Origin of the sequence: Amycolatopsis sp. NPDC049253 (assembly GCF_040678995.1) — a bacterium.
Classification (GTDB): domain Bacteria; phylum Actinomycetota; class Actinomycetes; order Mycobacteriales; family Pseudonocardiaceae; genus Amycolatopsis.
The window spans coordinates 339,086-357,537 of the sequence record NZ_JBFAQX010000005.1 but is presented as its reverse complement, the minus strand read 5'-3'; the positions used below and the strand labels follow the sequence as shown (position 1 = coordinate 357,537).

At 70.4% G+C, this 18,452-nt stretch carries 16 protein-coding genes and 1 pseudogene; 11 read left to right on the top strand and 6 right to left on the bottom strand.

The features are described 5' to 3' along the window. Positions 1-7 precede the first annotated feature (7 nt). Positions 8-1,225 (top strand): acyl-CoA dehydrogenase family protein, encoded by a 1,218-nt coding sequence (locus AB0K15_RS15000; RefSeq protein ID WP_364049646.1) that lies wholly within the window; start codon positions 8-10, stop codon positions 1,223-1,225. Positions 1,226-1,276: 51 nt separating this feature from the next. On the opposite strand, the gene AB0K15_RS14995 is transcribed toward AB0K15_RS15000, so the two are convergent. From AB0K15_RS14995 to AB0K15_RS14980, 4 genes are read right to left on the bottom strand one after another with little or no spacing between them, the layout of a single operon-like run. Further along, positions 1,277-2,134 carry an ABC transporter ATP-binding protein gene (locus AB0K15_RS14995; RefSeq protein WP_364049644.1) on the bottom strand — a complete coding sequence of 286 codons (858 nt, stop codon included), beginning with the start codon at positions 2,132-2,134 and terminating at the stop codon, positions 1,277-1,279. A 22-nt stretch (positions 2,135-2,156) separates the two neighbouring features. Further along, complete coding sequence (locus AB0K15_RS14990; RefSeq protein WP_364049642.1) at positions 2,157-2,984, bottom strand: ABC transporter permease; 828 nt, start codon at positions 2,982-2,984, stop codon at positions 2,157-2,159. Continuing rightward, a complete protein-coding gene (locus tag AB0K15_RS14985; RefSeq protein ID WP_364049640.1) occupies positions 2,981-3,748 on the bottom strand; it encodes an ABC transporter permease in 768 nt (255 codons plus the stop codon). The genes AB0K15_RS14990 and AB0K15_RS14985 overlap by 4 nt, the downstream gene beginning before the upstream one ends. A gap of 1 nt (position 3,749) precedes the next feature. Further along, positions 3,750-4,712, bottom strand: a complete 963-nt coding sequence (locus tag AB0K15_RS14980) for an ABC transporter substrate-binding protein (RefSeq protein ID WP_364049955.1) — start codon at positions 4,710-4,712, stop codon at positions 3,750-3,752. A 708-nt stretch (positions 4,713-5,420) separates the two neighbouring features. On the opposite strand from AB0K15_RS14980, the gene AB0K15_RS14975 reads away from it, so the two are divergent. The 6 genes from AB0K15_RS14975 to AB0K15_RS14950 all read left to right on the top strand — a co-directional run bounded on the left by AB0K15_RS14975 (position 5,421) and on the right by AB0K15_RS14950 (position 12,839). Then, the gene (locus AB0K15_RS14975) at positions 5,421-8,555 is read left to right on the top strand and encodes a nitrate- and nitrite sensing domain-containing protein (RefSeq protein WP_364049638.1); all 3,135 of its coding nucleotides are present in this window, start codon (positions 5,421-5,423) and stop codon (positions 8,553-8,555) included. 14 nt (positions 8,556-8,569) lie between these two features. After that, on the top strand, positions 8,570-9,028 hold the full coding sequence (locus AB0K15_RS14970; RefSeq protein ID WP_220247186.1) for a roadblock/LC7 domain-containing protein: 459 nt from the start codon (positions 8,570-8,572) through the stop codon (positions 9,026-9,028). 27 nt (positions 9,029-9,055) lie between these two features. After that, a complete protein-coding gene (locus AB0K15_RS14965) occupies positions 9,056-9,820 on the top strand; it encodes a DUF742 domain-containing protein (protein WP_364049636.1) in 765 nt (254 codons plus the stop codon). After that, positions 9,801-10,409, top strand: a complete 609-nt coding sequence (locus AB0K15_RS14960; protein ID WP_285972089.1) for an ATP/GTP-binding protein — start codon at positions 9,801-9,803, stop codon at positions 10,407-10,409. The genes AB0K15_RS14965 and AB0K15_RS14960 overlap by 20 nt, the downstream gene beginning before the upstream one ends. Before the next feature lie 393 nt (positions 10,410-10,802). Beyond that, positions 10,803-11,228 (top strand): roadblock/LC7 domain-containing protein, encoded by a 426-nt coding sequence (locus tag AB0K15_RS14955; protein ID WP_285972090.1) that lies wholly within the window; start codon positions 10,803-10,805, stop codon positions 11,226-11,228. Positions 11,229-11,231: 3 nt separating this feature from the next. Continuing rightward, positions 11,232-12,839: a DUF742 domain-containing protein gene (locus AB0K15_RS14950; RefSeq protein ID WP_364049634.1), complete on the top strand. Its 1,608-nt coding sequence runs from the start codon at positions 11,232-11,234 to the stop codon at positions 12,837-12,839. 4 nt (positions 12,840-12,843) lie between these two features. Here AB0K15_RS14950 and AB0K15_RS14945 read toward each other — a convergent pair whose 3' ends face one another. After that, the gene (locus AB0K15_RS14945; RefSeq protein WP_364049632.1) at positions 12,844-13,368 is read right to left on the bottom strand and encodes a helix-turn-helix domain-containing protein; all 525 of its coding nucleotides are present in this window, start codon (positions 13,366-13,368) and stop codon (positions 12,844-12,846) included. A gap of 52 nt (positions 13,369-13,420) precedes the next feature. Between AB0K15_RS14945 and AB0K15_RS14940 the strand changes: the two are divergent. Together AB0K15_RS14940 and AB0K15_RS14935 are read left to right on the top strand one after the other, a co-directional pair. Continuing rightward, positions 13,421-13,921 (top strand): annotated as a pseudogene (locus tag AB0K15_RS14940) (aldo/keto reductase); the annotation flags it as partial. A 79-nt stretch (positions 13,922-14,000) separates the two neighbouring features. Further along, positions 14,001-14,408, top strand: a complete 408-nt coding sequence (locus AB0K15_RS14935; protein ID WP_364049630.1) for an aldo/keto reductase — start codon at positions 14,001-14,003, stop codon at positions 14,406-14,408. A gap of 4 nt (positions 14,409-14,412) precedes the next feature. Here AB0K15_RS14935 and AB0K15_RS14930 read toward each other — a convergent pair whose 3' ends face one another. Next, the gene (locus AB0K15_RS14930) at positions 14,413-16,653 is read right to left on the bottom strand and encodes a helicase-associated domain-containing protein (protein ID WP_364049628.1); all 2,241 of its coding nucleotides are present in this window, start codon (positions 16,651-16,653) and stop codon (positions 14,413-14,415) included. A gap of 92 nt (positions 16,654-16,745) precedes the next feature. On the opposite strand from AB0K15_RS14930, the gene AB0K15_RS14925 reads away from it, so the two are divergent. Continuing rightward, entirely contained in the window at positions 16,746-16,928 is a 183-nt protein-coding gene (locus AB0K15_RS14925; RefSeq protein ID WP_364049626.1) for a hypothetical protein, read from the top strand. A 126-nt stretch (positions 16,929-17,054) separates the two neighbouring features. Beyond that, entirely contained in the window at positions 17,055-18,452 is a 1,398-nt protein-coding gene (locus AB0K15_RS14920; RefSeq protein ID WP_364049624.1) for an NAD-dependent malic enzyme, read from the top strand.

Genomic DNA, 18,452 nt, shown 5'->3' with positions numbered 1-18,452 from the left:
TGACCGGGTGCAGCCTCTACTGACTCCCGGACAGCAGGAACTCGTCGCACAGGCCGGCAAGCTCGCCGACGTCTTCGCCGAGCGCGCCAGCCTGCACGACCGCGAGAACTCCTTCCCCCACGAGAACTACGACGACCTGCGGGAAGCGGGTTTCCTGCGCCTGTCCGTGCCCGAGGAGCTGGGCGGCTTCGGCGCGGGCCTGCCGGAGATCCTGCCCGTGCTGGAACGCCTGGCGATGGGCGACGGCGCCACCGCGCTGGCGTTCACGATGCACCTCTCGCCGCTGGGGCAGTGGGCGAGCGTCTGGCGGCGCACGCAGTCGCCGCGCCTGGCCGAGCTGCTCACGAAAGCCGCCGAGGGCAAGCTGATCTGGGCGTCGGTGACCAGCGAAACGGGCCTGCGCAACGACATGACGGACTCGAACACCGAGGCCGTCCGCGTCGAGGGCGGCTTCGAGCTCACCGGCCGCAAGAGCTTCGCCACCAACACCGCGGTGGCCACGCACTGCTCCACCACCGCGCGTTACGAGGACGCCGACGGCGGCCCGCGCCTGCTGCTGTGCCAGATCGCGCTCGACCAGCCCGGGGTCCGGATCCACCAGACCTGGGACACCATGGGCATGCGTGGCACGCAGAGCAACGACGTCGAGCTCACCAAGGTGTTCGTCGAGGACAGCGCCGTCGTGCACTCGCTGCCGGTGAAGCATCTCGACGCTCGGGTGCTGGAAACCGTGTGGTCCTGGGCGATGCCGGCGTTCTCGGCCGTCTACACGGGAGTCGCGGCCGGTGCGCTCGACTGGACCGTGCGCTCGTTGCAGAAGCGGGGCAAGACGGGCGATCCGGTGCTGCAGGACGTGATCGGCGAGTGCCAGATCCTGCTGGAGAGCTCGCGGGCGCTCATCCGCAACCACGCCGAAGACGTGATGTCGCGCCGCCTCTTCACCGGCGACGTGCAGGACGGAGTGGCCCGCTGCGCCGTCGTGAAGTACGTGGCGGCCAACAACGCCGTGCAGGTGATGCAGCGCCTCGTCGACGTGCTGGGCGGCATGTCGTACACGAAGAAGCTGCCGTTCGAGCGGATGTGGCGCGACGTGCAGGCGAGCACGTTCATGCCGATGGGCAACCTCGCCACGCGCAAGCTGGTGGGCGCCAACGTGCTCGGCGTGCGGACGCTGCCGGAGATCGGCCCCGACGAGACGGGCCCGGACTCGCGAGCCAAGGCCTGAGACGCGAGAACGGGGCACCCGGCGTGGGTGCCCCGTTCAGCGAGAGCAGCTTCAGCTCTTGGCTTCGGCCTTGACCGCGGCCTCTTCCGTGGCCTCGGACTCCACCCGCTCACGCTCGGCTTCATCCGCCACCGCCGCCGAAGCCGGCCCGTGCAGCAACCGAGCCACCTCACCGCGCAGCGTCACGAACTCGGAAGACTCCCGCGTCGTGATCTGGTCCCGCTCCGCCGGCAGGTCCACGGGCAGGTCCGCGACAATCGAGGCCGGCGACTTCGACAGCACGAGCACCCGGTCGCCCAGGTACACGCTCTCGTCGATGTCGTGCGTCACCAGCAGCACCGTGGTGCCCTGCTCGCGCTGGACACGCCGCAGCAAGTCCTCCAGCTCGAAGCGCGTCTGCGCGTCGACGGAGGCGAACGGCTCGTCCATGATCAGCAGCGCCGGCCGCGAAGCCAGCGCCCGCGCGATCGACACGCGCTGCTGCATGCCGCCCGAAAGCTGCCACGGGAACTTCGCCCCGACCCCCTCCAGACCGACGGCCGACAGCGCCGCAGCGGCCCGCTTGCGCCGCTCGGCCTTGTCGAGTTTGGTCCAGCGCAGGGGGAACTCGACGTTCTTGGCCACTGTCAGCCACGGGAACAGCGAACGGCTGTAGTCCTGGAACACCACGGCGAGGTCGTCGGGCACACCGGTCACCAGGTCGCCGTGCAGGCTCACCGTGCCCGAGGTCGGCGGCACCAGGCCCGCGATCGCGCGCAGCAGCGTCGACTTGCCGCACCCCGAAGGGCCGACGATGCACGCCAGCTGGCCGGCCTCGACGGTGAACGACAGGTCGTTCACGGCGACGTGCGCGCTGTCGCCCGTGCCGTAGCGGTGGCTGAGGTCGGAGACCTCGAGCATGGTCGACATTCTGACTACCCTCCGGAAAGTTCTAGTGACGGCCGGGCTGCCACTTGAGCACCCGGCGCTCGACGGCGAGCAGGGCCGCGTTGAACCCGTAACCCAGGATGCCCAGCAGCACGATCCATGCCCACATCTGGTCGAAGTCGTACGCGCGCTGGGCGGCGATCAGCGCGTAGCCGATGCCGTTGAGCGAGCCGACGAGCTCCGAGATCGCCATGAGGATCAGCGAAATCGACAGCGAAAGCCGCAGACCCGCGAAGATCTTCGGCATCGCGACCGGCAGCACGACCGTGGTGATCCAGTAGAACCGCGGCGTGCGGAACGCCCGCGCGGTCTCCGCCTTCACCTTGTCGACCGAGCGCACGCCGTCCACCGTGTTGAGCACGATCGGCCACACGGAGCCGAAGATGATCGTGGCGATCTGCATGCCCGGTCCGATGTGGAACAACACGATGAACACCGGCACCAGCGCGGGCGGCGGGATCGCGCGGAAGAACGCGAACAGCGGCCCCACGTAGTCCATGCCGGTCTTCGAACGCCCGAGCGCTGTTCCCAGTGCGACACCCAGCACCACCGAGAGCAGCCAGCCACCGAGCACGCGCGCGAGGCTGGGCAGAACGTGGTCGAATACCGCCTGGCCGAGGAAAACGTGCGAAGCCGGGCCGGAGAACCACAGCTTCACCGCCGCCGCGACGATCTTGGTGGGCGGCGGGAAGAACACGCTTTCGGTGAACTGTGTGATGACCTGCCAGAGCACCACGAGCACCACGAACAGCAGCCACTTGCGCGCGAAACCGCTCAGGCCGCGGCTCACGCGGCCGCGCGCGGCGGTTACCGGCTTGCCGACGACGGTCACGCGATGTCCCCTTCGTCGTTGCTGCTCCAGCGGAACAGCCGCTTGCCGAGGCGTTCGAGCCCTTCGTTGGCGAGGTATCCCAGCACCCCGGCCACGACGGTGCCCGCGAGCACCAGGTCCATCCGCCCGGAGCCGGACGACGCCTCGAGCACGAACTGCCCGATGCCCAGCTTCGCGCCGGCGAGGAACTCCGTGCTGATCACCAGGATCAGCGAGATCGCCGCCGACATCCGGATGCCGGTGAACACGAACGGCGCCGCGTGCGGCAGCGCGACCGAGGTCAGCAGCCGCGACTTCGGCGTGCCGTAGGAGCGCGCGGTCTCGATGAGCACCGGGTCGATCTCGGCCATCGCGTAGATGGTGTTGAACAGGATCGGCCACACGGCCGCGTAGACCGCGAGCAGGATCTTCGACTCGGGTCCGCCGCCGACCACGATCAGGATCAGCGGGATCCACGCCACGGAAGGGATGGGCCGCAGGAACTCGATGATCGCCTTGGTCGCGTCGCGCAGCCAGCGGACGCTGCCGAGCATCAGCCCGGCCGGCACCGCGACGGCGATGGACACGGCCATCGCGATCAGCCACGCCAGCACCGACGCGATCACGTCACGCACGAACTCCGTGTCGCCGAGCAGCTCGCCGATGCGCGCGAACACGACCGTGGGCGGCGGCACGTCGTTCTGGTCGATCAGGCCGGCCCGCACGACGACCTCCCAGATCAGGAGGAAGCCGAGCAGGCCGGCCAGGTTCCGAACGAGTCGCACGTCAGGAGGCGCTCGGCTGTGCCACGATCATCTGCGCGACGTCGATCTTGGCCGGGATCGACCCGAACTGCTGCAGCAGGTCCGGCACGCGCTGGATGCGGCGAGCGTCCAGAGTGGACTGGAAGGTGAGCAGCGCGGTGAGCGAGGCGGTGGCCTCGTCGACCTTCGAGAACTGCACCATCAGCGGCTCGATCTTCGAGCGGTCCGCCGATTCCTTGGTGGCGCGCAGCATCGCCCGCTGGAACGCCGCCACGGTCTTCGGGTTCTCCGAAGTGAACTTGCCCAGCGAGCCATAGCCCGCGGTCGGGAAGTCCTGCGTGGCACCGGTCGCGGTGTCGATGATCGGCACCGTGCCGTTGGTCTTCGCCGAGCCCGTGATGAACGGCTCGGTGAGGAAGCCCGCGTCCACGTCGCCGCGCTTCACGGCCGCGCCGATGCTCGGGAACGGCAGGGAAACCCACTGCACCTTGGAGAAGTCCACGCCGTTGTCGCGCATCACGGACTTGGTCAGGGTGTCGCAAATGGTGTTCTGCGCGGTGATGGCGATCTTCTTGCCCGCCAGGTCGCGCACGCTCTTCACCGAACCGTTGGGCATGGCCACGATCTCGGTGCTCTTCGGGCCGGCCGAGGAGGCGTCGGACACGAACTTGATGTCCGCGTTGCCCTTGCTCTTCGCGATGAAGAACGGCGTGTAGCTCGCGTAGGCGACGTCGACCTCACCGGACAGGAGCTTCGTCACGGAAGCGTCACCGCTGGCGGCGTCGACGGACTCGACCTCGAGGCCTTCGTCCTTGAAGTAGCCGTTCTGCACGGCGAGGTGGAACGGTGCGACGTCGATCGTCGGCATGATCGAGACCTTGATCTTCGTCTTCTCGAGGCCCGACGCGCCGTTCGTGCTGCCCGAGTCGTCCGAACCCCCGAGCAGGCCGCAGCCGCTCGCGGTCAGTGCGACGCCGCTCGCCAGGGCGAGGGAGAGGAAGCCACGGCGCCCGAGTCTTGCCTGGCTGCTCCCGGCTGTTTCAAACAAGGCCACTCCTTGGAGAATGAGGTCACATGGGTGTTGACCGGTGCTGGGTTTGGTGGGTGTGGCTCATTGTCCGGAGTCACGCGGCTACTGTAGAGAAGCGACGCATCCATCACAATGGGTGTTCATCAACGGTCCAACAGTGGCGTGAATCACTCGATCAGGGGATCGAGGTGGTCGAGTTGAAGATCATCCGGCACGTCGGAGCCAACTACGAATCGGCTTGATCCGCTACCTGGGTGTTCCGGATCGGCTGTCAAGAGGGTTACAAATCACCGAGTCGTTCGCTACCCTCTGCTCCGGCAGTGTGAGGTGTGGACCACCGATGTAGTGAGAGTCAGCCTCGCTGAGAGGCACTCTGCGCAGGCCGGCACTCGTCGGCGGACTGGTGGCTTAGGCCTAATGGACCAGTGATCGACCAGTGCGGGGACCGAACGCCATGCAAGTACTGAACCGATTCCGCGTCCAGGGCGGCGCGAAACCGCACCTGGAAGTGGATCTTTTCCCCCGAAAGGGTGTAATGGCCCAGGTCGACCGGGCCGCTGAGGCGCCGGGCGGTCTGCCGGGAGCGTGCGGGTAGTGGTCGCGGGCACGGCAGGCTTCAACTCACAGGGTCCCTCGGGCCCGGACGAAGATGGTGGTGCGGCGGTGCCGAACGAAGACACCGCGGGGGTGGGAGGGGCCCCTGCGCGCGAAAGTGGGGCGAATCCCGCACGACGGGGTTCGGTCTTCGCGCTGAACAACTGGCGGCTTCGCTCGAAGCTAGCCCTGATCCTGATCATCCCGACGCTCACCGCGCTGGTGCTCGGCGCGTTGCGGGTGGCGGACGACGCGCAGCAGGCCGTGCAGCTCGGCCACACCGCGGACCAGGTCGCGTTCGCGGGCAAGGTGACCGCGGTCATCCACGACCTGCAGGGCGAGCGCAGCCTCGCCGTCGCGCGGATCTCCTCCGGCGACGCGCTCCGCCAGACCGGGCTCGACGCGCAGATCGCGAAGGTCGACCACGACGTCGAGGACCTGCGCAACTCGCTGGTCAACCTGAATCCCGATGACCAGGCCACCGCTGATCGGTACGCCCGCGGAATCCAGCGCCTCGACGCGCTGCGCCCGCTGCGCGCGGCCGTGAGCTCCTCGTCCTACTCGGACATCGCGGTGCTGGACACCTACTCCTCCATCCTCAACTCGCTGATCCAGCTGGGCCGCGAGGTGACCACCGCGGTCACCGACCGCGACCTGCTGCGCCTGGGCAACAGCACGCAGGCCATCAGCGAGGCCAAGGAGTTCACGCTCCGCGGCGACGCGGCCCTGGAGATCGCGGCCTTCCGCAACGGCTTCCCCGGCGACCTCCTCGACGAGACGCGCGCCGCCGAGGCCAGCGGCGACGCGTCGATCGCCGCGTTCCTCGCGAACGCCACCGACGACCAGGTGCAGCTGTACTCCGACACCGTCTCGGGCCCGGAGGTCGACGACCGGCGCCGCATCCAGACGCAGGCGTTCTCCTTCGCCCAGCAAGGCGAAGCGCTCAACATCGACCCGACGCAGCTCGGGCAGGACAGCACCGTCGCCTCCGACAAGATGCGCGCGGTCGAGACGAACCTGCTCACGCAGCTGCGCACCCAGGCCGACGACCTGGCCAGCTCGGCCGTGCGCTCGGCGTGGGTCGGCGGTGTGATCGTGCTCGCGGCGCTCATCGCGGCGCTGATCCTCATGCTCGTGATCGCCCGCCTGATGCTGCGGCCGCTGCGCGTGCTGCGGACCACGGCGCTCGACGTGGCCTACACGAGGCTGCCCGAGACGGTTCAGTCCATTCTGGACGATCCGGATCCGGTCAACGCCTCGAAGAAGGCCGTCGACCCGGTGCCGGTCACCTCACGCGACGAGATCGGTGAAGTGGCGCGCTCGTTCGACGTGGTCCACGGCCAGGCCGTGAAGATGGCCGCCGAACAGGCCCTGCTGCGCGAGAACGTCAACGGCATCTTCGTGAACCTCTCGCGGCGGTCGCAGCGGCTGGTGGAACGCCAGCTCGGCGTGATCGACCGGCTCGAGGCCGACGAGCAGGATCCGGACCACTTGGCGAGCCTGTTCGAGCTCGACCACCTCGCCACCCGGTTGCGGCGCAACGGTGAGTCGCTGCTGGTGCTCTCGGGCGCCGGCCTCGCGAAGTCCGTGCCCAAGCCGGTGCCGGCGGCCGACGTGATCGGCGCCGCGGTGTCGGAGATCGAGCAGTACGCGCGCATCGAGGTCGGCATCGTCCCCGAGGTCGCCGTGCAGGGCCTCGCGATCCACGACCTCGTGCACGTGCTCGCCGAGCTGCTGGACAACGCGACCTACTTCTCCGAGCCCGAGACGAAGGTCACAGTCCGCGCGGTGGTCACGCGCAAGAAGGCCCTGGCGATCCAGATCACCGACCACGGCGTCGGCATGACGGAGGACCGGCTCGCCGAGGTCAACCAGCGCCTGGCCGACCCGCCGGACCTGGACGTCTCGGTGACGCGGCGAATGGGTCTGTACGTGGTCGCGCGCCTGGCCCAGCGCCACGGCATCGAGGTGCGGCTGCGCGAGAACGAGGACATCGAGGGCGGCGTGATCGCCCGCGTGGTGGTGCCGGCGGAGCTGCTCACGCAGCTGCGGGTCACCAACCCCGCGCCGCGGCACACGCCGCCGCCGCTGAACCGCAACGAGGTCTCGCACCCGAGCCTGCCGCCGGTCAACCGGCAGCAGTTCGACCAGTTCGACTCGCAGTTCGACTCGACGCCGCCGAGTTCCACACCGCCTTCGTCGCCGCCCGCGGCCCCGCCCGCACCGGCCGTGCCTGCGCAGGCCAACGGTGGCCTCGTGCCGCTCGACCAGCCGATCAGCCTCGACGACCTGGTGGCGGGAAACCGTGCCGCCGGGCCGTTCCTGAGCCCCGAGGCGGCGCTGCCGGAAGCGCCGGCGTGGCCGACGGCCGAGGACCTCGCGCCGCTCACCCAGCAGTCCAACGGGGATGGTGCGAGCCTGTCGGAGACCCAGTTCCCGCCGCTGGTGCTCCCGAAGCGCGAACCGAAGTACGTCGCGCCGGAGGAACCGCAGCGGCAGGAACCGGCCGTGGACGACGGCGCGTCGGCCCTCGAGGACGACGTGCCCACGCGGCGCCTGCCGATCTACCAGTCGGTGCTCTCGCGGTGGTTCAGCGAGGGCAGCGAGGACGGCGAACCCGGTGCGGCCGACGAGCTCGGCGCACCGGCTGCCGACGCGGCTTCGGCCGACGCGGCCCCGGCGGAACCGGAGGCCGCCGAGGCACCCGGGGCCCCGGCGACGAACGGATCCTCGGCCGCCGAGGAGCCGTCCGGGATCGACGGCGCCTTCGACAGCCGTGAGGAGGAGCCGATCGAAGCGACGCCTCTCTACCCCGGTTCCGACGACGGCTGGAGCAGCGCGTCGGACGAGGGCTGGCAGGCCGCGCAGTCGTTGCTGGAGAAGAAGGCCGAGGAGATCACGCCGGCGGGTCTGCCCAAGCGGGTGCCCAACGCCTACCTCGTGCCCGGTTCGATCGGCGGCGACTCGGCACCGGATGACCAGCACAATTCGTTCACCGACGCGACTGCCGGTCTGCCCGGAACGGGTGCTATCACCCGCTCGGCCGCCGCGGCCCGCAACAGGATGGCAAGCTTCCAGCGTGGGTACACCTCCGGACGGCACGCATTGAAGGATCGGCCGGCCGACGAAGCCCGGCTCGACGACGAAGGCGTACGGGTCACCGGGTCCGGGTATGTGAGCGACAGCAGTGAGGAGCGACAGTGACACGGGCGGGTGCAGTGCAGCCGGGGGGCGGCTCGGCGCAGCCGAACGGCAGGGCCGGCGGCGGCGTGGCGGGCAGCTTCGCGTGGCTGATCACGGACTTCGTCCACCGGGTTCCGGGCGCGGCCCACGCGGTGGTCGTTTCGGCCGACGGGCTCCTGCTCGCGGCTTCGCGAGGGCTGCCGAAGGACCGGGCCGACCAGCTGGCGGCGGTCGCCTCCGGGCTGACCAGCCTGGCGCGCGGCGCGGCGAAGGTGTTCGAAGGCGGCCCGGTCGCGCAGACCGTGGTCGAGATGGCCAACGGCTTCCTCTTCCTGATGTCGGTCTCCGACGGCTCGTGCCTCGCGGTGCTGGGCGCGCCGGACAGCGACATCGGTCTCGTCGTGTACGAGATGACGTTGCTGGTCGAACGAGTCGGCCAGCAGCTGACGCCGGAAATGCGCGCGCAACTGCAGGGCGCTGCGATCCGCCGCTAGGCGGATCGGGAACTTCAGGAGCAGACCGTGGACGACGGGCGCTTGAGGGGCGATGGCCGGCTCGGTGACGATTTCACCGGCGGTTGGGCCGAGCGGGACGAGGGCCGGGAGGACTGGAAGTCCTTCCGGGACCGAGTGGACCGCGAGTGGCGCGCCCGGCGCGCCACGGGATCCGACGCGGACCCGGTGCGGGAGCCGCCGAACTGGCTGACGGACTCCAATGCCGGGCAGCAGCCGATCACCGGCGAGTACCGCGACCGCCTCCTGGGCGGCCCGGGTGCCGAGCTGTTCGGCGGCGCGAGCGGGCCGCTGTACGACTCCGCGGAGTTCGCGGCGTTCAGCGCCCAGCGCGACGGCTCGCCGGGACCGTCGTCCAACGAGCTCGCCGAAGCCCTGCCGCTGCAGGCCGCGGGTGAGTACGTCGACGAGCCGCCGGTGGCCGAGGTGGAGACGTCCGGGCTCGTGCGCCCGTACTTCCGCACGCGCGGCCGGACGAGGCCGACCTACGACCTCGCGATCGAGGCGCTGGTCTCGACCAGCGAGCAGGGGCGCGTGCTGGACCGCGTGCGCGTGCCCGAGCACCGGTCCATCTGCGATCTGTGCATCGACACCCGCTCCGTCGCGGAGGTGGCGGCGCTGCTGCGCCTGCCGCTCGGCGTCGTGCGGGTGCTCATTGGTGACGTGGCGGGTCTCGGCCTGGTGCTGGTGCACACCACCAGCAGCACTTCCTCGGGCGACCGCCCCAGTATCGAGTTCATGGAAAGGGTGCTCAGTGGGCTTCGGAGAATTTGACTCCGACGCGAACACACCGCAGGTGACGGGTCCGACCTCGTCGGCCAAGATCGTGGTCGCGGGTGGGTTCGGTTCGGGCAAGACGACGCTGGTCGGGGCGATCTCGGAGATCGACCCGCTGACCACCGAGGCCATGATGACCGAGGCGAGTGTCGGCCACGACGACACTTCGGCCACGCCGAACAAGACGACCACCACGGTCGCCATGGACTTCGGCCGGATCTCGCTGGACTCGGACCTCGTGCTGTACGTGTTCGGCACGCCGGGCCAGCACCGGTTCTGGTTCATGTGGGACGACCTCGCCGTCGGTGCGATCGGGGCCGTGGTGCTGGTGGACACGCGCCGCCTCGCCGACGCGTTCCCGTCCATCGACTTCTTCGAGAACCGGAAACTGCCGTACGTGGTCGCGATCAACTGCTTCGACCGGTTGCTGCACCACCAGATCGAGGACGTGCGGCACGCGCTGACGATCTCCCCGTCGGTGCCGATCATGGCCTGCGACGCGCGCGAGCGTGACTCCGCCAAGCAGGTGCTGATCTCGGTCGTGCAGCACGCCATCGCTCACGACACGGCACTGAGGGCCGGCTAGAACCCGAGTACCCGGAACCGGGTGCGGCCGTTGGAGTGAACTCCACGTGCTTCACCCGCTTCGGGGAGTGGTGCCTCCGACCGGAGTAGGGCTCCCCGCCCGCTCTTCGGTACGGTCGGGGCCGGCAAGGCCCGAACGGGCAGCCGAACGGCCGGTGACCTGCGCAGACACCCCGCTGCGCACAGTTGCCGGTGCCACCACCGAGTGACCCACGTATGCGTGGTCCCGTATGGGTTCGCGCGATCTGCGTCCGTGTCGGTACGCACAGTGCACGGGTGCTCGCCCGACGCGGGCTCGACAGTGTCGGGCGGGTGAATACGCTGGAACGGCGTCTTCACGCCCGCCCGGCGATCATGGCGGTGTTCGGCGGTGTTCGACCAGTTTGGAGGGACAGTGACCGTTTCCGGCCAGGAAGGCCAGGGCACGTTCAGCTGGCTGATCACGGATTTCGTGCGCCGGGTGCCCGGCGCCGCGCACGCCGTGCTGGTGTCGGCCGACGGTCTCCTGCTCGCGCCGTCGGAAGGTCTGCCGCAGGAACGCGCCGAACAGCTCTCGGCCGTCGCCTCGGGCCTCGTGAGCCTCACCCAGGGCGCCGCGCGGTGTTTCGAAGCCGGTGGTGTGAACCAGACGGTGGTCGAGATGGAGCTCGGGTACCTGTTCCTGATGTCGGTGTCCGACGGGTCGTCGCTGGCCGTGCTGGCCGCCCCCACGTGCGACATCGGCACGGTCGCGTACGAGATGACGCTGCTCGTGGAGCGCGTCGGCCAGCAGATCACGCCCGAACTGCGCGCCCAGCTCCAGGGCGGGGTGCGGGGTTAGTACATGAGGATCTCCGGCTTCGGCGAACAGGACACGGGCGCTTGGGACGCGCTGCACAAGGGCACCGACCGTGAAGGCGTGGACTCGCCGAGCCATTTCGAGCTGAGCACGCTGAAGACGATGCTGCCGCACCGGCGCCCGGCTGCTTCCGCTGTGCCGCCGCCGGCTCCTGTTCGTCCGGTTGCTCCCGCTCCTGCCGCACCTTCGTCGTCTTCCGAGTACTACGACGATGACGGGTACGAGTGGGTCGAGGACGGGGAGTCGGGGTACTGGGAAGAGACCGGGACTTCCTCGGGGTACTACGACGCCGAGTCGTACCTGACGCACGAGGACCGTCAGGTTCCGGCGGACTCGGCTTACTACCAGGCTCCGGAGCGGCGGCATCTGGCCGCGGTGGAGGAGCCCGCGGGTCCGGCGGGGTACGAGCCCGGCTACGGGCAGGATGCTGCTCAAGCGTCGGGGTACCAGCGGGTTCCGGAGTCCTACGGTTACGAGCAGGCGCCTGCTTCGAACGCTGCGGGCCATCACCAGGCGCCGGCCGCCGACGACTACACGTCGGGCTATCACCAGGCGCCGGCGTCGGATGCTTACGCGTCGGGCTATCACCAGGCGCCGGCGTCGGATGCTTACGCGTCGGGCTATCACCAGGCGCCGGCGTCGGATGCTTACGCGTCGGAGTACCACCAGGCCCCCGCTTCCGATGCCTACGCCTCCGGGTACCAGCACGCCGAGCCGTATTCCTCCGGTCAGCACCAGCTGCCGGCGTCCGATGCCGGTTATCCGACGGGCTACAACCGTTCTGCCGCACCGGAGTCGTACCCCGCCGAGCGCCACCAGGCACCTGCCACCGAGTACTCCTCGGGCTACTTCGAAGCGCCCGCCTACGACTCCGCCGAGCCGACCGGCCGCCACGCGGTCGTCGCGCCTTCGCACCCGGACCAGCGCGGCCGCCGCGCCGCCGTCGACACCGCCGACCGCGACCGGCCCTACCGTCCCACCCCGGCCGACGTCGGCTACCTCCCGCCTGCCGACGCCCAGCACCGCCTCGCCGAGCCCCCGGAACGCACCACCGGCCGTCGCCGCGCTCCCGAACCCGTTGCGCCGCAACAGGATTCGTATCCGGCCGAGCCGTCTGCGCCCGAGCCTGCCGCGCACCAGCACTACGCGCCTGAACCCGTTGCGGCACAACAGGACCAGTACCCGGCCGAGCCGTACGCACCCGAGCCCGAGCAAGCCTGGTCGCGCGAAGACCCGGTCCCCGCGGCGAAACCGGCGAAATCCCGCGTCCGCCCGTACGCCCGCACCCGCGGCCGCACGCGCTCCGACCACAACCTCGCGCTCGAAGCCCTGGTCTCGACCAGCGACGACGGCCGCCGCTACCGGGGCGTGCGCTCCATCGAGCACCGCCGCATCTGCGACCTCTGCCTGGACACCCGCTCGGTCGCCGAGATCGCCGCCCACCTGCACCTGCCGCTCGGCGTGGTGAAGATCCTGGTCGGCGACATGGCCGACATCGGCCTGGTCCTGATCCACCAGACCGAACTCGTGCTGGGCGACCGCTCCTCGCGCGACTTCATGGAGCGCGTCCTGCAGGGCCTGCGCAACCTCTGAGCCGTCAGAGTGCGGTGCCGGTGCCGCGCAGCAGCGTGTCGACGACGATCGTCGCGAGCGCGTCGGGGCTCTTCGCGTCGATGTCCTGCGCGGCTTCGTGGATGAGCGCGTAGTAGACGCGACGGGTCCAGTCCAGGTCGAGGTCCGCGCGGAGCACGCCGGCTTCCTGCGCGCGCCGGAACAGCCGCACGCAAGGTTCGCGAACCTCCGCGTGCACGCGCGCGACCTCGGGGTTCGCCGATGACGCCTGGCTCATCGCGAAGCCCCAGCCGATCTTCACGCCGAGGACGTTGGCCGTCGTCTGGTAAAGCGCCACCAGCGGTGGCACGGCATCCGGGTGCGCGGCGTCCACTGCGGAGGCGAAGCGCTGCGTGGCCCACAACGCCAGCGCGTCGACGAGCGCTTCCCTGGTCGCGAACCGCCGGTGCACGGTGGTTCGCGCGACGCCGGCAGCCTCGGCGACCTGCTCCATCGTCGCCGCCGGATCACGGCTGAAGGTCTGCTCGGCCGCCTCGAGGATCGCGGTCATCGTCCGCTCGGCGTCCGCGCGCAGGGGTCGACGCAACTAGGAGGTTGGCGCCATGGAGTACACCCGCCTCGGCCGCAGTGGGCTCACGGTCTCGCGGCTCGTCCTCGGAACCATGAACATCGGCTCGCGAACGTCCGAAGAGGGCAGTCACGCGTTCATGGATCGCGCGCACGAGCACGGAATCAGGTTCTTCGACACCGCCGACGCCTACGGTGACCGGCCCGGCGGCACCGAGGAGATCCTCGGCCGCTGGTTCGCCCGCGGCGGCGATCGGCGTGAGCGGACCGTGCTGGCCACCAAGCTCTTCATGCCGACCGGCGACGGCCCGAACGATCGCGGCCTGTCCGCGCGCCACATCCGCCACGCGATCGACGCGTCCCTGCGTCGGCTGCGGACCGACCACGTCGACCTGTACCAGATGCACCACATCGACCGTGCCACGTCGTGGGACGAGATCTGGTCAGCGTTCGAAGTCCTTCACCAGCAAGGAAAAGTGCTGTACTTCGGCTCGTCCAACCTCGCCGGCTGGCACCTCGCGCAAGCGCAGGAGGCTGCGCGGTCGCGGCACTTCCTCGGTCTGGTGAGCGAGCAGTCGATCTACAACCTGCTGTCCCGCTGGGGCCGAGCTCGAAGTGCTCCCCGCCGCCCGGGCCTACGGCATCGGCGTCATCCCCTGGTCCCCGCTCCACGGCGGCGTCCTCAGTGGTGTGCTCCGCAAACAGCGCGACGGCAGCGCCGACCGCAGCGGCACCGGCCTGTGGGCGGCCGGCCTCGCCGCCCACGCCGATTCCGTTGCGGAGTACGAGAAGCTTTGCGCCGACCTCGGCGAAGTTCCCGCCCACGTCGGCCTCGCCTGGCTGCTGGCCCAGGACGGCGTCACGGGTCCCGTCATCGGCCCTCGCACGTCCGCCCACCTCGACGGCGCCCTGTGCGCCCTTGAGTTGAAGCTGGACGCGGAGACGCTTGCCGAGCTGGACCGGATCTTCCCTCTCCCGGGCCCGAACGGCGCGAAACCTGCGCCGGAGGCCTATGCCTGGTGAGGACCTACTCCTCCACCAGCGCGGCCGAAGTGATGCGGTGCAACGGGTACCGCTCGTGGTCCGTCCCCTCCAGCACGCCGCCGCCGACGCGCACCGGGCGTACGACGCGTTGGCTGGCCGTGCCGCGGGAGTCGACGAAGCCGATCCACACCTCGCGGCGTTCGAGGGTCGCGCGGGAGAGCAGTTCCAGCGTCGCGGTGGTGTCGGCGCCGCCGCCGGAGGGGGCGCGGACGGCGGAGCCGCGGCGGCGTGCGGTGGCCGCGTCGCCGGCGCGGAGGTTGGCGACGATGCGCGTGGCCTGGTCGTCGGTGAGGACGGCCTGCTCGCCCGGGCGTGAGCGGGCCGCGCGGGCGCGCGCGGGAAGCCGGCGGCCGGACGGGCGGATGTCGACGACGCGGCCGTCCGGACCCTCGGCGGCCGGCGCGAAACCCGCACCGCGCAAGGCTTCCAGGACTTCACCCAGCGGCACGGGGCTGATGAGGACCGTCGGGGCGATCATGCGCAGGTCGTACTCCGCGGCGACGGGATGGGCGAGCACCTCGGCCAGCAGGGCCTCGTCGTCGCACCGCAGGAACGACGCGGCGGTGCCGCCGCGGAGGCGGCCGTGCCGGCGGGCGACGTCGTCGATCAAGTACGTGAGTGCCTGCGGCACGGGGGTGGCGGACTTGGCGCGGAACAGCGCGTGCAGCTCGTCGGCCGTGCGGCCGGTGTCGAGGGCGCGGCGCACGGTCGTCTCGGTCACGCGGTAGACGGTCGCGTGCCCGGCCGACTCGATGTCGGCGACGGCGGCCATGGCGGTCGCCAGCTCGGGTTCGAGCGGTCCCGGCGCGACGACCGTCAGATCCGCCTGCACGAGCACGTGGTCGACCGGCGTGGGCAACGCGTCGTGCATCGCCTCGACCGCGCCGGGGCGGTCGTCCTCCAGCAGCAGCCGCGTGGCGGTGGTCAGCGCGCCCAGCCCGACCAGGCCGAGCGCCGCCCCTTCGGCCATCGTCCAGCGCACGGTCTCGTCGCGCAGCCGCCCACCGCGCCGCGGCGCGCGCCACGCGAGCACCGCCACCAGCTCGTCCACGCTCTTCACGCCGGAGCCGGGCGCCAGGTCCGCAAGAGCCACCAGCACCCGGCGACGCGAAACCGGCGCGAGCGGACGACGCAGATCCTCCGACAACGGCGCGATCGGCTTGTCCTTCGCGTCCCGTCCGCCGGCCAGCCCGGGCAGCCGCGGCAGCTCCAGCCACGCCTGCGCGAGCGTCATCCAGCGCTGCACCGTCGGCGACGCGAGCCACGAATCCGTGAGCGTGGTCGGCACCCACTCCGGCGTGGTCGCCTCGCTGTCGGCCACCAAACCGGCGCCCACGGCCAGCTCCGCGACGAACGACGCGCGCGCCTCGTCGGTCTCCAGGTCCTTCGCCAGCTTCCGCAGCTCCCGCACGCCCAGCCCGCCGGACTTGAGCACGGGCGGAGGCGTGACCGACCACGAACGCAGCAGCGTTTCCATCTGCCGCAGCAACTCCATCGCCTCGCCGGCCGCCGCGGAGTCCACAGTGTCCGTCTGATGTGGATGGATGGGCAGCTCGGGCTCGACCAGCGTGGCCGCGTCGAACGCCACCCCGCCGCGCAACAGCAGTCCCAGCTCGCGGGGCAGCTCCACCGTCTGGTCGTCGCGCCGCAGCAACAGTGAGCGCGCCAGCAGCTTCTGCACCGGCGTGGCCGCATCGGACAGCGAGACGTCGAAGCTCGCGTCACGCGTGCGCCCGATCGGCGGACCGGCGGCCAGCGCCGTGAGCACCTTGCGCTCGTCCTCGCCGACCTCCGCGAGCCGCGCGGCCAGGTCGGAAGCCGCCAACGCCGGCGACGGCGCCCCGAGGCCCGCCGGGAACGGCCCCAGCGCGTCACGCGCGGCCGGCGGCACCCTCAGCTCGTCCTCGGCACCCCACACCAGTGCCCGCGCCCGCAATCGCGCCAGCGGGCCCGAAATGTCCGTTCCGACCATCGCGGCAACCGAAGGCAGCGACACCGGCGCGGTGTCCGCGCCCGCCACGAGGAAGCCGTCGAGGACGGCCAGCGTGAACGTGTCGAGGTCCTCGCAAGCGCGCGCGACCGAGCCGGGTGTGCCGGCGCGCGTGGCCAGCACGGTGGTGTCGGAAGGCGGCGGGGTCGACAGATCGCGACGGGTGCGCAGCAGGTCGGCGAGTGCGTCGTCGGACTCCGCACGCAGCCAGTCCGCCAGAGAGGTCGCGGGCATAGACGTCCAGGATACCGGGCGGGTGAGCGGGCTCCGGGGGTGTTCGGGCAGACTGTGGGCGAACCGGCGGCACCAGGTCAATGGAGGGCGTTGTGGCGAAGGGCGAGAACGGCAGGAAAAAGGGCATCGACCCCACCTGGCCGGCGGAAGACGGTGAGCACCCCGTGTCGGAGCTCGCCTCCGACCGCCAGGGCGCGCTGTCGCCGTTCGGTGACCTGGCCTTCCCGCTCGACTCGGTGCCCTACGTGCACCCGGAGACGGAAATCAACCGCTGAATCCCCGCTTCTGGGGAAACGACCGTAGTTACTGGTCAGTCACCCGGTTGGGGTCGGGTGGCGGCGGTCACGGGGCTAGTGTTCGAAGTGTCCTAGCCACAGGTTTCCCAGCGGGGAGTTAGTGCCATGCCGGTTCCCGGTCCCGGGTATTCGATCACCGTCCGGGTCGAGGCCCCGGCTTCCTCCACGGCCGCCGGTGACCTCACCACCGCCGTCGGCCGCGTCGGCGGCGTGCTGACGGCGTTCGACGTCGTCGAGTCGCACGCCGACACGATCGTGGTCGACATCAGCGCCAACGCGCTGTCGGAGAACCACGCGCAGGACATCACCCAGGCACTCGACTCACTGCCGGGCGTGAAGGTCCGCAAGGTCTCCGACCGGACGTTCCTGATCCACCTCGGCGGCAAGATCGAGGTCACGCCCAAGGTCGCGCTCCGCAACCGTGACGACCTCTCCCGCGCGTACACGCCGGGGGTCGCCCGCGTGTGCCAGGCGATCGCCGCGAACCCCGAGGACGCGCGCCGCCTGACCATCAAGCGCAACACCGTGGCCGTGGTCACAGACGGCTCGGCCGTGCTCGGCCTCGGCAACATCGGCCCGGCCGCCGCGCTGCCCGTGATGGAGGGCAAGGCGGCGCTGTTCAAGAAGTTCGCGGGCGTCGACGCGTGGCCGGTGTGCCTGGACACGCAGGACACCGAGGAGATCATCAAGATCGTCAAGGCGATCGCGCCGGTCTACGCGGGCATCAACCTCGAGGACATCGCCGCGCCGCGCTGCTTCGAGATCGAGGCGCGCCTGCGTGAGCAGCTCGACATCCCGGTGTTCCACGACGACCAGCACGGCACGGCGATCGTGGTCGTCGCGGCGCTGCGCAACGCGCTGCGCGTGGTCGGCAAGGAGATCGAGGACTGCAAGATCGTGGTCAGCGGCGTCGGCGCGGCCGGCTCGGCCATCATCCGGCTGCTGCTGCGCAAGAACCCGGGTGACATCGTGGCCGCCGACATCGACGGCATCGTCCACCCGGACCGCGGCAACCTCGACGACAACCTGACCTGGATCGCGAACCACACCAACCGCGACAAGCAGGCCGGCACGCTGCACGAGGCCCTGGTCAACGCCGACGTGTTCATCGGCGTCTCGGCTCCGAACCTCTTCGGCGCCGACCAGGTGGCGACGATGAACAAGGACGCCGTCGTCTTCGCACTGGCGAACCCGGACCCGGAGATCGACCCGCTGGAGGCGCAGCAGCACGCCGCCGTGGTCGCCACCGGCCGCAGCGACTTCCCGAACCAGATCAACAACGTGCTGGCGTTCCCCGGCGTCTTCCGCGGCCTGCTCGACGCCGCCGCCCACAACATCGACGACACCATGCTGCTGGCGGCCGCCGACGCGATCGCCGACGTGGTGGACCAGAGCCGGCTCAACGCGTCGTTCATCGTGCCGAGCGTGTTCGACAACGCGGTGGCCCCGGCCGTCGCGGAGGCCGTGAAGGCGGCCGTCCGCGCGGAGGCCACGGCCGTCTGA